17 protein-coding genes and 1 pseudogene are annotated in these 14,028 nt (G+C 71.9%); 8 read left to right on the top strand and 10 right to left on the bottom strand.

The features are described 5' to 3' along the window. Positions 1–7: 7 nt before the first annotated feature. Positions 8–466 (top strand): nitroreductase/quinone reductase family protein, encoded by a 459-nt coding sequence (locus FXO23_RS18740; protein WP_158886602.1) that lies wholly within the window; start codon positions 8–10, stop codon positions 464–466. Here the strand turns inward: FXO23_RS18740 and FXO23_RS18745 are convergent. From FXO23_RS18745 to FXO23_RS18755, 3 genes are read right to left on the bottom strand one after another with little or no spacing between them, the layout of a single operon-like run. Continuing rightward, a complete protein-coding gene (locus FXO23_RS18745) occupies positions 455–1,081 on the bottom strand; it encodes an AAA family ATPase (RefSeq protein ID WP_158886604.1) in 627 nt (208 codons plus the stop codon). The genes FXO23_RS18740 and FXO23_RS18745 overlap by 12 nt on opposite strands. A gap of 3 nt (positions 1,082–1,084) precedes the next feature. Further along, positions 1,085–1,474 carry a TFIIB-type zinc ribbon-containing protein gene (locus FXO23_RS18750; protein ID WP_158886606.1) on the bottom strand — a complete coding sequence of 130 codons (390 nt, stop codon included), beginning with the start codon at positions 1,472–1,474 and terminating at the stop codon, positions 1,085–1,087. A 33-nt stretch (positions 1,475–1,507) separates the two neighbouring features. Continuing rightward, positions 1,508–1,882 carry a VOC family protein gene (locus FXO23_RS18755; protein WP_158886608.1) on the bottom strand — a complete coding sequence of 125 codons (375 nt, stop codon included), beginning with the start codon at positions 1,880–1,882 and terminating at the stop codon, positions 1,508–1,510. A gap of 90 nt (positions 1,883–1,972) precedes the next feature. Between FXO23_RS18755 and FXO23_RS18760 the strand changes: the two genes are divergently transcribed. Then, a complete protein-coding gene (locus tag FXO23_RS18760; protein WP_158886610.1) occupies positions 1,973–2,455 on the top strand; it encodes a CGNR zinc finger domain-containing protein in 483 nt (160 codons plus the stop codon). A 377-nt stretch (positions 2,456–2,832) separates the two neighbouring features. Here FXO23_RS18760 and FXO23_RS18765 read toward each other — a convergent pair whose 3' ends face one another. Then, the gene (locus FXO23_RS18765) at positions 2,833–4,134 is read right to left on the bottom strand and encodes a DUF445 domain-containing protein (RefSeq protein WP_246257564.1); all 1,302 of its coding nucleotides are present in this window, start codon (positions 4,132–4,134) and stop codon (positions 2,833–2,835) included. Positions 4,135–4,226: 92 nt separating this feature from the next. Between FXO23_RS18765 and FXO23_RS18770 the strand changes: the two genes are divergently transcribed. Beyond that, positions 4,227–5,402: a pyridoxal phosphate-dependent aminotransferase gene (locus FXO23_RS18770; protein ID WP_158886612.1), complete on the top strand. Its 1,176-nt coding sequence runs from the start codon at positions 4,227–4,229 to the stop codon at positions 5,400–5,402. Here the strand turns inward: FXO23_RS18770 and FXO23_RS18775 are convergent. Next, positions 5,393–5,941, bottom strand: a complete 549-nt coding sequence (locus FXO23_RS18775; protein WP_158886614.1) for an RNA polymerase sigma factor — start codon at positions 5,939–5,941, stop codon at positions 5,393–5,395. The genes FXO23_RS18770 and FXO23_RS18775 overlap by 10 nt on opposite strands. Before the next feature lie 351 nt (positions 5,942–6,292). Here FXO23_RS18775 and FXO23_RS18780 point away from each other — a divergent pair, with 351 nt between their 5' ends. Together FXO23_RS18780 and FXO23_RS18785 are read left to right on the top strand one after the other, a co-directional pair. After that, positions 6,293–7,402 (top strand): hypothetical protein, encoded by a 1,110-nt coding sequence (locus tag FXO23_RS18780; protein ID WP_158886616.1) that lies wholly within the window; start codon positions 6,293–6,295, stop codon positions 7,400–7,402. Positions 7,403–7,521: 119 nt separating this feature from the next. After that, the gene (locus tag FXO23_RS18785; RefSeq protein ID WP_158886618.1) at positions 7,522–7,680 is read left to right on the top strand and encodes a hypothetical protein; all 159 of its coding nucleotides are present in this window, start codon (positions 7,522–7,524) and stop codon (positions 7,678–7,680) included. 132 nt (positions 7,681–7,812) lie between these two features. Here the strand turns inward: FXO23_RS18785 and yczR are convergent, their stop codons facing one another. Then, complete coding sequence (yczR, locus tag FXO23_RS18790) at positions 7,813–9,273, bottom strand: MocR-like transcription factor YczR (protein WP_179956809.1); 1,461 nt, start codon at positions 9,271–9,273, stop codon at positions 7,813–7,815. Positions 9,274–9,297: 24 nt separating this feature from the next. On the opposite strand from yczR, the gene yczE reads away from it, so the two are divergent. Next, complete coding sequence (gene yczE, locus FXO23_RS18795) at positions 9,298–9,975, top strand: membrane protein YczE (protein WP_158886620.1); 678 nt, start codon at positions 9,298–9,300, stop codon at positions 9,973–9,975. Here yczE and FXO23_RS18800 read toward each other — a convergent pair. From FXO23_RS18800 to FXO23_RS18810, 3 genes are read right to left on the bottom strand one after another with little or no spacing between them, the layout of a single operon-like run. Then, positions 9,953–10,513, bottom strand: coding sequence for a Clp protease N-terminal domain-containing protein (locus tag FXO23_RS18800; RefSeq protein WP_158886622.1), 561 nt, complete (start codon positions 10,511–10,513; stop codon positions 9,953–9,955). The genes yczE and FXO23_RS18800 overlap by 23 nt on opposite strands. Further along, the gene (locus FXO23_RS18805) at positions 10,514–10,723 is read right to left on the bottom strand and encodes a sigma factor-like helix-turn-helix DNA-binding protein (RefSeq protein ID WP_158886624.1); all 210 of its coding nucleotides are present in this window, start codon (positions 10,721–10,723) and stop codon (positions 10,514–10,516) included. Between the two features lie 50 nt (positions 10,724–10,773). Beyond that, entirely contained in the window at positions 10,774–11,364 is a 591-nt protein-coding gene (locus tag FXO23_RS18810) for a PadR family transcriptional regulator (RefSeq protein WP_158886626.1), read from the bottom strand. A gap of 67 nt (positions 11,365–11,431) precedes the next feature. Between FXO23_RS18810 and FXO23_RS18815 the strand changes: the two genes are divergently transcribed. After that, on the top strand, positions 11,432–12,196 hold the full coding sequence (locus FXO23_RS18815) for a hypothetical protein (protein ID WP_158886628.1): 765 nt from the start codon (positions 11,432–11,434) through the stop codon (positions 12,194–12,196). Positions 12,197–12,279: 83 nt separating this feature from the next. After that, positions 12,280–12,903: pseudogene (locus FXO23_RS18820) on the top strand (DUF998 domain-containing protein); the annotation flags it as partial. Positions 12,904–12,942: 39 nt separating this feature from the next. On the opposite strand, the gene FXO23_RS18825 reads toward FXO23_RS18820, so the two are convergent. Continuing rightward, a complete protein-coding gene (locus tag FXO23_RS18825; protein ID WP_425484876.1) occupies positions 12,943–13,992 on the bottom strand; it encodes a D-cysteine desulfhydrase family protein in 1,050 nt (349 codons plus the stop codon). Positions 13,993–14,028: the final 36 nt, after the last annotated feature.

Consider the following 14,028-nt stretch of genomic DNA (forward strand, 5'->3'; position numbering starts at 1 on the left):
GGCTTCCGTGACCACGGCGAATCCCACCGTCCCGCGCTTCGTCAACGTCTTCGTCCGAGCGCTGCTCCGCACACCGGCACACCGCTTGATGAGCCGCAACACGATGCTGCTGTCCTTCACCGGCCGGAAGACGGGGAAGGCCTACACCGTTCCGGTCAGCTACTGCCGGGAGGGCGAAGCCATCATCTGCTTCACCGACAGCGGTTGGTGGAAGAACCTGCGCGGCGGGGCGCCGGTGACGGTCACCGTCGCCGGACGGCGGCTGCACGGCGTCGGCGAATTCGTCGAGCAGAGCCACCCGGCTGCCGTGGCGAGCCTGCGGGATTTCCTGCTCAAGACACCCCGCGACGCGAAGTACCACGGCGTGACGCTCGGGCCGGACGGCACGCCCGACGCCGAAGACCTCGAACGTGCCGCCCGCACCGGCAGAATGATCCGGATCAACCCGCGGCCGCTACCCGGGTAGCAGGTCCTCGACCCATTTGCACGCCTCGTCGGCGGCGGCGTCGACGGGCACGTCGGTGGTGTCGAACAATCGGACCGGCGGGTTCAGCGTCGCGGCCGACGTGCGCAGCCAGTCGTTGAACTCGAGCATCTCCTCGATGCGCGGTTCGGACCATTCCCGCCACGCGGGCCGCGCCCGCAACCGCCGGGCCAGTACCGCCGAATCGCCGACCAGGGCCAGGTAGTGGATGTCGGCGAAGAACACCCGCTCCGGCAGGGCCTCGAACTCCGGCGGCACGACGGTGCCGCACAGCACCACCGGCCGCCCGTTCTGGTGGATCATCGCGGCGAGCCGCAGCCAGGTGGACCGGAACGCCGGGTGCCCGTCGACGTCGTCGCGCAACCCGGCGGTCCAGAGCACATCCTGTTCGAGCACCACGACCCGATCGGCGAGGCGTCCGGCGAGGATCGGTCCCACGGTCGACTTCCCGGCCGCGCTCGGCCCGGTCAGCGCGAACAGCGGGAGCCGCCGGAACGGCCAGGCATGCCCGCAGCGCGCGCAGACGCGGAGCTCGTTCTCCACGATCGGCCGGTCGGCGCGGTCCCCGCAGGCGGGGCAGATGCGCAGATCGAGCACCGGCTAGTCGAACAGGTTCTCGAGGAAGCTGCGCTTGCGGTGGCCGCGGTGGCCGTACGGGCGCGGCGAATCGCCGTACCCGCCGCGGTACGGCCGGGGTGAGTCGCCGTAGCCGCCCCGGTAGGGACGCGGCGAGTCACCGTGGCCGCGATAGGGCCGGGGCGAATCGCCGTGGCCGTAGTGCGCGGTGGGCGCGTGGCCGTATGCGGGCGGCGGGGTCGCGGCCTGGTACGGCGGCGGCGCCTGGTTGCCGTAGTAGGAACTCTCCGCGCCGACGATCGCTTCCAGCTCACCCCGGTCGAGGAAGATGCCGCGGCATCCCTCGCACTGGTCGATGTGGATGCCGTTCTTGTCGACCGTCTTCATCACGTTTTGACACTTCGGACAAATCACGCATCACAGCGTACGCATATTTGCCCGCGCGCGTCAGGAGAGACACAAACAGAAAGGATGTCCCGCCGGATCGGCGTAGACGCGGAATCGCGCCGGTTTGTCGTCCAGCAGTTTCGCGCCGAGCGCGAGGGCGTGGTCCTGTCCGGCGTCGAGGTCGCTGACGTCGAGGTCCAGGTGGAACTGCTGCGCCTGGTCCTGGGCCGGCCAGTTCGGCGGCTGGTAGCCCTCGACCTTCTGGAACGCGATGCGCAGGCGCCGATCCGGGCTGTACAGGTCGACCCAGCGGTCCTCACCGGGTTCCGGCTCGAACGGCCAGTCCAGCAGATCGGCGTAGAACGTCGCGAGTGCCGCGGGTTCGGGGCAGTCCAGGACGACCGCGCCGAAGGCCGGGATCACGGGCGCGCTCATGGTCGGCTCCTTTCGTCGGCGTAACCAGCGAATCGAGTATGGGGGTTATGCGGACGGGACGCAACCACCGTCCGGCCTACACTGGTCCACGTGAGCGAGCAGGCTGCCCGGGACGCCGACGTGGCGCTGGTCCTCGCCTTCCTCAACACCGTGGACGTCGAGGAAGACACCGATGTGTTGCGGGACAAGGGTTCCTGGCAGGCGTGGGCGGGCGAACGGGACCTCGAAGCGGGCCCGCTGCCCGCCGCGCGGGCGGCCCGCGAGGCGTTGCGCGCGTGGGCGGCGGGCGAACCGTTCCCGGAGGCGACCGGCGCGACCGTGCGGATCGAGCTGACCGGCGACGGGCCCGCGCTGGTGGCTTCGACCGCGGTGAGCGCCGTCCTGGCCGCGGCGACCCGGCTGACGGTGCTCGGCGAGGGGCACCGGATCAAGATCTGCCCGGCCGACGACTGCCGGTGGGCCTTCTACGACCAGTCCCGCAACCACTCCCGCACCTGGTGCTCGATGCGCGTCTGCGGCAACCGGGAAAAGGCCCGCGCCTGGCGCGAACGCTCAGCGAGAACCCAGCCTTGAGCCACCGTCTCGGCCGCGGAACACAACCGCCCCACACACCCTGACCAGCGCCGAACTCCCCGGCACACCCGGCTTCGGTAGCCCCTGGGTACCTAGTGCACCCCCCACCCTTCCCGGGGGACCGGCCCTGCTCCAGCCTACCGGCGAAGTCCCCCTCGCGGGTTACCCACAGAAGATCTGTGGATAACCGGGGTAGATGTGGATAACTTCGGGAAGGGGCAGGTGGCGGGGGTACGTGAAGGAGTTTCGGGGTCACGGAATGGGGACACTGTTGGGGGGCAACCACTCCAATGGCGGTACCGATCATGGGGGGTCGCGAGTGGCCAGGTCGGTTCTAACCGGTCCAAACACTCACGACCCCACTGAACCGGCCAGCTCTAGAACAACAGCTGGGCCACCGTGTAGATGACCAGTCCGGCGAGTGCGCCGACCACCGTGCCGTTGATCCGGATGAACTGGAGGTCCCGGCCGACCTGGAGTTCGATCTTGCGCGAGGTCTCCTCGGCGTCCCAGCGCTCCACGGTGTCGGTGATGATCGTGGTGATCTCGGTCGAGTAGTTGAGCACCACGTACGCCGCGGCGCCCTCCACCCAGGAGTCCACTTTGGACCGCAGCGAATCGTCGGAGATCAGGCGCTCGCCCAGGCCGCGCAGGCCGTCGCGGACACGCTTGCGCAGTTCGCTGGACGGGTCCTCGGCCGCGTTCAGCAGCATGGCCTTCGCGGTCGCCCAGGCCGAGCCGATCAGCTTCTGCACCTCGGGGTGCTCGAGCACCTGCGCCTTGACCTGTTCGGCCCGCGCCATCGTCTCCGGGTCCTTCTGCAGGTCCTGCGCGAACTCGCCGAGGAACTTGTCCAGCGCCAGCCGCATCGGGTGGTTGACGTCGGTCTTGACCGCCCACGCGAACGACAGCACCTCGCCGTAGACCTTGTCCGCGAGCATCGCGTCGACGAACTTCGGCGACCAGGTCGGCGCCCGGTCGGACACCACCCGCAGCATCGTGTTGTGGTTGTCGCGCACCCATTCGTAAGCCCGGTCGCACATCAGATCGACCAGTTTGTGGTGCGCGCCGTCGCTGAACACCTGGTCGAGCAGCTTGCCCAGCGGCGGGCCCCACGGCTGCTCCACCACCCGGCGCACCACGGCCTGTTCCATCACCGCCTGCACGTCCTCGTCGCGCAGCACGGTGACCACCCCGCGCACCACGGTCGCCAGTTCGGAGGTGACCCGTTCCGCGTTCTCCGGCTGGGAAAGCCAGCCGCCGAGCCGCCGGGACACGTCCACCCGGCGCAGCTTCTCGCGGATCACCGACTCGGACAGGAAGTTGGTGCCGACGAACTCGCCGAGGCTGCGGCCCAGCGTGTCCTTCTTGCTCGGGATGATCGCGGTGTGCGGGATCCGCAGCCGCAGCGGATGCCGGAACAGCGCGGTGACCGCGAACCAGTCGGCCAGCGCGCCGACCATGCCCGCCTCCGCCGCGGCCTTCACGTAACCGACCCAGCCCGGCCAGCCCGCCGCCTGCGCCCAGCTGGTGAGCAGGAAGATCACCGTCGCGCCGAGCAGGAACGACAGCGCGACCAGCTTCATCTTGCGCAGGCCGCGCCGCTTGCTCTCCTCGTTCGCCGGACCGGGCGGATCCGCGAGCGCCGCACGCGCCGGCGCCGGTTCGGGGCGGGCCACGGCCCGCGCGGCGCCTCCGGCGGGCAGCTCACGCGTCTCACCTCGGGCGTCTAGTTGCTCCACGCCCCCATTGTCCGTGAGGATCGACCATCGTGCGCGAACCTGTTCTCGTCCCCCGCCTCCGACCGTTCACTTCGACCATCTTCGCGGAGATGACCGCGCTGGCCGCGCGAACCGGCGCGGTCAACCTCGGCCAGGGTTTCCCGGACACCGACGGCCCCGCGGGCATGCTCGACGCGGCCAAGGACGCCCTGTTCGGCGGCGCGAACCAGTACCCGCCCGGCCCCGGCCGCCCGGAACTGCGCGCCGCGATCGCCGAGCACCGCCGGCGCTACGGCCTCGAATACGACCCGGACAACGAGATCCTGGTCACCGCGGGCGCCACCGAGGCGATCGCCGCGAGCCTGCTCGCGCTCACCGAGCCCGGCGACGAGGTCATCGTCGTCGAGCCGTACTACGACTCCTACGCCGCCTCGGTGGCGATGGCCGGGGCCACCCGGCGCGTGGTGTCGCTGGTGCAGGGCGCCGACGGCCGGTTCGCGCTCGACGTCGACGCGGTCCGCGCCGCGATCACCCCGGCAACCCGGGCGATCCTGGTGAACTCGCCGCACAACCCGACCGGGACGGTGTTCACCCGCGACGAGCTGACCGCGCTCGCGGCCGCCTGCGTGGAGCACGACCTGATCGCCATCACCGACGAGGTCTACGAGCACCTGGTGTTCGACGACGCCGAGCACCTCCCGCTGGCCGGTTTCCCCGGGATGCGCGACCGGACGGTCTCGATCTCCAGTGCCGGCAAGACGTTCAACTGCACCGGCTGGAAGATCGGCTGGGTCTGCGCGGCGCCCGAGCTCGTCGGCGCGGTCAAGGCCGCCAAGCAGTTCATGACCTTCGTGTCCGGCGGGCCGCTGCAACCGGCCGTCGCCCACGCGCTCGAGCACGAGCTGCCGTGGGTCGAGAACCTCCGCGCCTCGCTCGCCGCCAAACGCGACCTGCTCTCCGCCGGGCTCGCCGAAGCGGGGTTCGCGGTCCGGCCGAGCGCGGGGACCTACTTCGTCTGCGCGGACGTCCGGCCGCTGGGGTTCACCGACGCCGCCGAGCTGGCCTGGCAACTGCCGGAGCGGGTCGGCGTGGCCGCGGTACCCGTCAGTGTGTTCACCGATCACCCGAACGAGTGGAAACATATACTGCGTTTCGCGTTCTGTAAACGAGACGCGGTCCTGGATGAAGCCATCGCGCGCTTGCACAAACTGGCTACTCAGGGGTAGACGAATCCGTCCGCGCGCAGGCGCGCCCGCAGGCTGTCGAAGCACCGCTTCCGCAACGGGCCCACGCTGCCCGGACGAATCCCCAGCTCGGCGGCCAGTTCGGCATGGGTCAGCTCGGGCCGGTAGGCCAGCAGCCAGACCAGCCGCCGCGATCGTGGGGGCAACCGCGCGACGGCCGCCCAGAACGCCCGGTCACGTTCCGTGCTCAACGCGCTGACCTCGGGAGACGCCGGATCGAGCCGGTTCTCCCCTTCGCCCGCCGCCTCGCGGTCGCGGCGGGCCAGGACGCGCAGCGCGTGCCGGCGCGCGGTGGTGGCCAGCCAGCCCGGCAGGCGGCCCGGCTCGCGCAGCACGGCGACCTGCCGCACCAGGGAAAGCCACGTGCTCTGGCAGATGTCGAGCGCGTCCGCGTCGCCGAGCCGGTACGCCCGGGCCACCCCGAAGATCACCTGCGAGAGCCCGCGCACCAGCGCGTTCCACGCCAGCTGATCCCCGCCGAGTGCTCGCTGGACCAGCACGCCGGTCTCGAGTTCGGACACCGGAACCAACCCCTCCTCGCGCCGCGCCGGCCGCTCCGATGGCGACCGACCGCGACTGAGACGGCACCGTCCGCATCCAGGTTCCGGAAATCCGCAGTTCAGCGGCAATATGGGTAGTTCCACACAGGACAGAGACCAAAACCGAGAGTGATCAACAAGGACCCCGGGTCCCCCAAGAACGGTACGTCCGTTCCTCTTTCCGGGGTGGATCGAACGCTGACAAGGTGAAACACTCGCCACCGGTGCTAGAAATAGGGCAGCCCGGGGGGAGCTGCACGGAGAACCTGAGGAAACCCACGAGGAAAACAGTCCAAGGCAACGGTCGTATGAGTTCGAACGGTGGTGGTAGCGGTGCGGAGCACGAAGTTCGTGCGCGCCTCCGGCCGCGCCCTGCGCCGCCTGCTGATCGTCACCGGACTCGCCTTCGCCGGCTGGCTCCTGGGTCTTCTGCTGAGTTCCGCGGCCTCGGCCGACGAGCTGCCGGGCACGGGCACGGGGACCGGCGAGACCGGCACCGTCTCGGCGCCGCCCGCGAGCGCTGAACAGCCCGCCCGCCAGGACCGGCCGCCCGCGGCCGAAGAACCGGCGAGCGATCCCGAATCCCGGGAAAGCCGGGAAAGTCCCGCGGCGAACGATCCCGCGCCAGAGGACGACGGCGGCTCCCCGGAAAGCGCTCCGGCGCCGGTGAAATCCACCGTCCCGGAACGGTCCCCCGCGCCGCGTGCGCCGGAGCCACGGCCGGTCCGCGCCGAAACGCCGCGCGCGCCCCAGGCGCCGGTGGCTCGCGTGGCCCAGCCGGGCGGCGGATTGCTCGGCCTGGTCGGGAACACCGTCGGCGGCCTGCTCGGCACGGTCGGCAACACCGTCGGCGGGCTGCTCGACACCGTCGGCACGGTCGGCCACGCGGTGCTCGCCCCGATCGGCCTCGGCGGTGACCACTGCCCGAACTCCCCGCTGCCCGACGTGGGCGGGCTCTTCCCGGTGATCCAGCCCGCGCCCGCGACCGGTGGCACGGTCACCATCGCGGTGCCCGCGGCCGAACTCGCCACGCCCGCCGCGGCAGCCGTCCCGGCCGCGCCGCAGCCCGAGGCGCCGCGACCGGCGTCGCCGGTCGACCCGACGCCGTCGACCGCACCGGACCGGGCGGCCCCGGGCGCCGGGCACGGTCCCGTCCTGCGCGGCCACCCCGTCCCCGCACCCGAAGCCGAGTCGCACCTGAAGGCCCGCCCCGGTGGCGGTGGTTCCGGCGGCGGCCAGCTCCCCAATACTCCGACCGCACCGGCAGCCCCCACCTGTAGCGCCGGCACCACCCACGATCACGGAAACGGCGGGAAACACCCGTTCGCCGTGACCGGTTCCAGCGCGGACACCACGCAGCTGCGGCTGATCGGCACCCTTCGCGGGCACTCCGCGATCGGTGCGGGCAGGGATGCGGCCCTGCCGACCACCTCGCCCGACTGACCCGAGCCGAACCGCCGGGGAGAGCCGTGCCCAGATCAAGATCAACTTCTCGGTTCTGACCTCCCGGTCGTCCGCGGTCTCAACCTGTCTTTTTCGCCTTGTCCCAGGGGTTTTGTGCCATGACTCGCAGACTTCCCGATCGGCCGACCGCGCCCGGCCGGGTCGGGTCCTGGTCCCGGCGCCGCGTTGCCCCCGCGGCGCCGGGACCAACACCGGGCGCGCCGCGGGCGTTCCTGTTCACCGCGCCGAACAGGGACACCCTCCCGCTGCGCGCCTGATCCGCCGGCGCTTCCCGGCACGTCGAGGGGCGGTGCCGGGAAGCAGCCGCGGGACGCAGCCGGTGCGCTGGATGCACATCGCCGTTGTACCTCCCTGGAGCGACGGACTTCCATCCAGCGCACCGGCTGTATTCATGTCACCGGTACTTCCCAGCCCGTGGCCCCGGCGGGGATCCCGCGGACCGACGCGGCCGCCGCGCTGAGCCGCCGCACCGCCTCGACGAGGCGCTCCGCCGGTTGCGTGTACGGCAGCCGGGCCCAGCGCTCCAGCCCGCCGTGCGCGGCGAACCGGGAGCCGGGCGCGAGTTGCACGCCGTGGTTCGCGGCGGCGACGGCCAGCCGGGTGCTCATCGGTTCCGGCAACCGGCACCACAGGCACAGCCCGCCCGCCGGGAGCCGGAACGTCCAGTCCGGGCAGTACTCGCGGAGCGCCCCGGCCAGCGTGTCGCGCAGCGCGCGGGCGTCGGCGCGGCGCCGGTGCAGCGCGGCGTCCGGATCGGCGAGCAACTCGGCCAGCACGAGCTGTTCGAACACCGGCGAGCCGAGGTCGAGGGCGTAGCGGCTGGAGACCAGGCGGGCGAGCAGGTCCTCGGAAGCCCGGATCCAGCCCAGCCGCAGCCCGCCCCAATGCGATTTGGACGCCGAGCCGACGGTGATCGCCAGGTCGCCCGCGAACGCGCCGAGCGGGGCCGGGCCGTCCAGCGGATCGCCCTCGAGGTCCAGTTCGGCCAGGGTCTCGTCGACCAGCACCGGGGTGCGGGCGCGGGTCAGCACGGCCGCGAGGCGGGCGCGTCCCTCGGCGTCCATCCGCGCGCCGGTGGGGTTCTGGAAATCGGCGATGAGGTAGGCGAGCCGGGGTGCGGCCTGGCGCAGCGCGGCCTCGATCCCGGTGAAGTCCCAGGCGCGGTCACCGCTCGGATCGAGGGCGACCGGCACCGGGATCGCGTGCGCGGCGCGCACGGCCTCCAGCGCGTTCGGGTAGCTGGGCTGTTCGACGAGCACGCGATCGCCCGGACCGGCGAGCATCCGCAGGGCCAGCACGAACGCGTGGTGCGCGCCGTTGGTGATCATCACCCGGGCCGGGGTGGTCGGCAGGCCGCGCCGGGTGTACCGGTCCGCGATGCGTTCCCGCAGGATCGGCAGGCCGCGTTCGCTGTAGCCATGACCGCCGAGTTCGTCGGCGAGCAGGCGGCGGGCGGCATCCACCGCGGGCGCCATTCCGGCCACCGCGGGCGGCGACGCGCGCGCCAGGTCGATCAGGTCGCTGTCCTCGGGCAGCGAGGTGGCCAGGCCGCCGCGGCCGGCGGCGGCGATCCAGGACCCGGCGCCGCGGCGGCTGCGCACGATCCCGTTGTCGCGCAACCGATCCAGCGCGGCGCCGATCAGGGTGCGGCTGCAGTCGAGCGCGTCGGCGAGCTCGCGTTCGGCGGGCAGCCGGGTGCCGATCGGCAGTTGCCCGTCCAGCACCTGCAGTTCGACGGCCGCCGCGAGATCGGCCGCGCCGTGCCGCGAGCCCCCGCGGCGCCATTCGCCGAGCAGTACGGCCAATCGCGGACCGGAAATCCGCCCACCTGGTGGGAGCTGGGCATCCATGAGACCAATTATTGCCAACTGGTCATGGTCAAGCGAGCCAATCTCGCGGATAGTCCGGGTGTGGCTTCACTTGATCTTCGTCCGGTCCAGGTTTCGGTCCGCCCGGTGCGGCGGCTTTCGCAGCTCGTCGGCGGCCTGCTGCTCTACGGCGCCAGCATGGCGATGCTGACCCGGGCGGGCCTCGGCCTCGACCCCTGGGACGTGCTGCACGAGGGACTCACCGAACTCACCGGGCTCACCTTCGGCACGATCACCGCGATCACCGCGGTCGCGGTGCTGCTGCTGTGGATCCCGCTGCGGCAGCGGCCGGGGATCGGCACCGTGCTCAACGTCGTGCTCATCGCGGTCACCGTGGACCTGGTCCGCGCGGTGCTCCCGGAGCAGCACGACCTGGCTTGGCAGATCGTGCTGCTCGTCGCCGGGATCGTCCTCAATGGACTGGCGTCGGCGTCCTACGTGGGCGTCCGGCTCGGGCCCGGCCCGCGCGACGGCCTGATGACCGGGCTGTCCGCGCGGACCGGGCGTTCGGTGCGGCTGGTGCGAACCGGGATCGAGGTGACCGTCCTGGCGGCCGGGTGGCTGCTCGGCGGAACGGTCGGCGTGGGCACCGTGCTCTACGCACTCGCCATCGGCCCGCTGATTCAGGCGTTCCTCCCCCTGGTCGCCTGGCGCACCGAGGTCAGCTCGCCTGGCGGCGGGTGAGCGCGCGGCGGACGGCGACCTGGTCGACGTCGAAACCGGCCAGCACGTCCGCCGCCGCGCCCCGCCGGGTGGTCAGCGCGAGCAGCAGGTGCTCGGTGCCGATGTGCCGGTCCCCGATCTTGGTCGCCTCCTTGAGGGACTGCTCGAGCACCTTCTTCGCCTCCCCCGCGAACGGGATGTGCCCGGGCGACGATCGGCGCCCCCAGCCGCCGCGGCGCCCGGCTTCGGCGAGCGCGTTCGGGCCGTGGGCCTCCTCGATCCGCTCGACGATCCGGTCCACGTCGATGCCGAAACCGTCGAGCGCGACCGCGTCGGCCTCGCTCAGCCCGCCGCGGCGGCGGACCCGTGCGGCCTGGGCGACCAGATCGTCCAGCGCCACCCCCAGATCGCCCAGCAGGCGGCAGGCGTCGCTGTCCGGAAACCGGGTCAGCGCGGTGAGCAGGTGCAGGGCGTCGATCTCGCGCGAGCGCGCCTCGCGGGCCTCGCCCTGCGCCTCGACGACCGTCAGCCGGGCGTCGCCGGTGAACCTTTCGAACATCTAGTGCCTCCCGTACTTCTTGTGCACGGCTTGCCGGCTCACCCCGAGTTCGGCGGCGATCTCCTGCCACGACCAGCCGTGCACCCGCGCGCTGCGCACCTGCACGGCCTCCAGTTGTTCCAAGAGCCGGCGCAGGGCGGCAACCGCGCGCAGTCCCACCTTGGGATCGCGGTCGCCGGCCCGCGCGGCCAGATCGGTTGCCTCGGTCATAACGTCAACCTACGTTGACATCGGGATGATGTCAACCGTGGTTGACGCGCTCACTCGGCGCTGGTCGGTGTCCAGGTGCCCGGGGTGCCGAAGCTCTTCTCGGCCTCCCCGGCCATCACGTACGCGCCCTCGCGGAGGCGGCGGATCAGGCCGCGGGTCCATTCGGCGTCCCGTTCGGTGGTGAAGATCCAGAGGTTGAACAGCTCGCCGACGTGCCCCGGATCGGCCCACGTGCCGGTCTGCTCGATCAGGTCGGCGCGGCCGGATTCCACGTTCGCCAGGCGCTGTTCGAGCAGGCCGATCGCCTCCTCGCGGGACAGCGCGGGCAACAGCGCGAGCCCGGCGTTCAGCAGGTCCGGCCGGTGGTCGAAGCTCCGCAGGGCGTCCCGCAGCAGCCGGAAGAACTCGGCATCGCCCTCGGGGGTGATTTCGTAGTCGACCCGCCCCGGCCACTCCGGCACCTGGCTGGCGCGCAGCAGGCCCTCCTTCGCCAGCTGCCGGAGCGCGTGGTACAGCGAACCCCATTTGATGTTCGCCCATTCCTCGGCGCCCCAGGTCACCAGTTCGGAGCGCACCAGGTACCCGTGGGCCCGGCCGAATCCGCGCACCACACCGAGCACCAGCAGCCGGGTCGCCGACATTCTCACCCTGTTCCCTTGAGGCACGTGCGATCGTGGACACAGGCTAATGCGGCGCTAAAGTCGATCGATGCCCGAGATCGAGGTGGCCGAACAGGCCGGTGTCGGCGCGGACGGACGTCCTCGCCCCACCGAGGACCACGTTTTCGTCCTGGACAACGCGGTGCTGCTGCTGGACGGCGCGACCGCGCCGCGTCCGGACCTGCCCAGCGGCGGCTGGTACGCCGGGCTGCTCACCGCGTCGCTCGCGGCGCGGCTGCGGGCCCGGCCGGACGACGACCTGGCCACCGTGCTGGCCGCCTCGATCGCGGAGGTCGCCGCCGCGCACGGCCTGCTGCCCGGCCATTCGCCGTCCAGCACGGTGGCCATGCTCCGGTGGACGCCGGAGGCGGTGGAGGGGCTGGTGCTGGCCGACAGCCCGATCGTCGCGTTTGGACGCTCCGGCCCGGACGTGCTCGCCGACGACCGGCTCGTTTCCTTGCGGGACAACGGAAAGCTGCTCACCGGCGCGGACGTGCGGCGGCGGCGCAACGCGGACGACGGGTTCTGGGTGGCCGAGGCGGAACCGGCCGCCGCGGGGCGCGCGATGCGCAAGCGGTGGCCCCGGCGAGAGGTCGACGCGGTCCTGCTGGCCAGCGACGGGGTCGCGATCGGCGTCGACGAGTACCGGATCTTCGACTGGCCGGGCGTGTACGAACTCGCGCGGACCCGCGGTCTGGGTTCGGTGCTGGAGGCGGTGCGGGCGGCGGAACGGGCCGACCCCGACGGCACCCGCTGGCCGCGCGCGAAGCGGCACGACGACCAGGCCCTGGTGCTGGTCGACTTCACCCGCTGACCCGGGTTGGTGGGGGCTACCCCACCGAAAATCAGGGTGTTTCCCGGATAACAACGGTGTGAAATCTGCGCGATTCTTGTTCCATGGGGAACGGGGACAGGAAAACCACAGTCGCGGCCAGAACGCGCCCCTGGCTGATCGCCTCGATCGCGGCGATCGGCTGGGGGGCTTTCACGATCACCGTCCTGCACCTGATCAGCTCGCACAATCCGGTGCTCGACACGTTGTCCAGTTACGCCTTCACCGATCGCGGCACCGGGATGCTCGCGGCGAGCATGCTCTCGGTGGCCATCGGCTCACTCTGCCTGCTCGGCGCGCTGCGCACCGCCGGAATACCGATCTCGCGCACCACCGGCGCGCTGTTCGGCACCTGGTCCGGCGGAATGGCGCTCGCCGCGGTCTTCCCGGCCAGTTACCCGGAGAATCCGGACCCGGTGAGCGGGGAAATCCACCAGTACTCCTGCCTGATCGCGTTTCTCAGCATTCCGGCGATCGGTTTCTCGATTCTGGATCGCGTCCGCGAACTGCCCGCGCTCGTCCGCCAGCGGGAACGGCTGGCGCGGTGGACGAAGTGGAGCGCGGGCGGGCTCGTCCTGTTCGGCTTCAGCTACCTGCTCGTCAAGGCGTCCGGGATCCCGGTGCTGCGCGAGGCGTCCGAACTGCTGCCGGTGGGCCTGACCCAGCGGATCTCGCTGGCCGTGCACATCCTGCTGCTGTGCTCGCTGGTGACCCTCGCGCGGGCGGCCTCAGCGCACGGCGGCGGCGAACTCGGGCGCGTACCCGTAGAGGCCGGGCAGCCCACCGGTGTGCACGAACACGACGGGCTCGCCGGAGCCCAGGTCACCGCGCTCGGCCCAGTCGACGAGGGCGGCCGCGGCCTTGCCGGTGTAGACCGGATCCAGCACCACCCCCTCGGTGCGCGCGAACAACCGGAGCGCCTGCCACATCTCGCCGGTCGGCAGGCCGTACCCCTCGCCCAGGGTCCGATCGGTGATGCGGACGTGGTCCAGGGCGGGCTGGTCCGCACCGAGTAGCGCGGCGGCCGCCCCGGCCAGGCGGTGCAGCGTCTCGGCGGACTCGTCGGCGGGGTGGCCGACGCAGGCGAGGTCGACGCGCACCGGCAGGCCGAGCAGCTCGGTGCCCAGGGCAAGCCCGGCCGCGGTGCCGCCGCTGCCGTGCGCGGCGACGATCCGGGCGGTGCCGAGCCCGTTCCCGGCGAGCTGACCCGCGAGTTCCCCGGCCGCCGCCACATAGCCGAGCACGCCGGTCGCGTCCGAGCCGCCGACCGGGAAGGTGGCGACCTTCCGGCCCTCGGCGGCGGCCTCGTCCAGCAGGCCCTGGTAGGTCCGCGCGGTCTCCTCGGCGTCGGCGCAGACGTGCACGCGCGCGCCGAAGAGGTGGTCGAGCGCGATGTTGCCGGACCGTTCGTAGGCTTCGCCGTCGCGCGGAACCTTGGCGGTGAGCACCAGTTCGCAGCGCAGGCCGAGTTTCGCGCACGCCGCCGCGGTCTGGCGGCCGTGGTTGGTCTGCAGCGCGCCGAAGGTGATCACCGTGTCGGCGCCGTCGGCGAGCGCCCGGCCGAGCAGGAACTCCAGCTTGCGCAGCTTGTTGCCGCCCGCGCCGAGACCGTTGACGTCGTCGCGTTTGAGCAGCACCGGCACGCCGAGCGCCTCGCTCAGCCGCGGCGCGTCCTCCAGCGGGGTCGGCCACCGGCCGAGGGCGGCGCGCGGAAACCGGTCCAGGTCGAGCGTCATCGGGCATCCCTTCGACGGGGTCTCCCGCATCCTGCCAGTCATCCGCCGCGACACCTCCGGCCACGATGTGAGAACGGT

Origin of the sequence: Amycolatopsis anabasis, from assembly GCF_009765355.1 — a bacterium.
Lineage (GTDB): Bacteria > Actinomycetota > Actinomycetes > Mycobacteriales > Pseudonocardiaceae > Amycolatopsis > Amycolatopsis anabasis.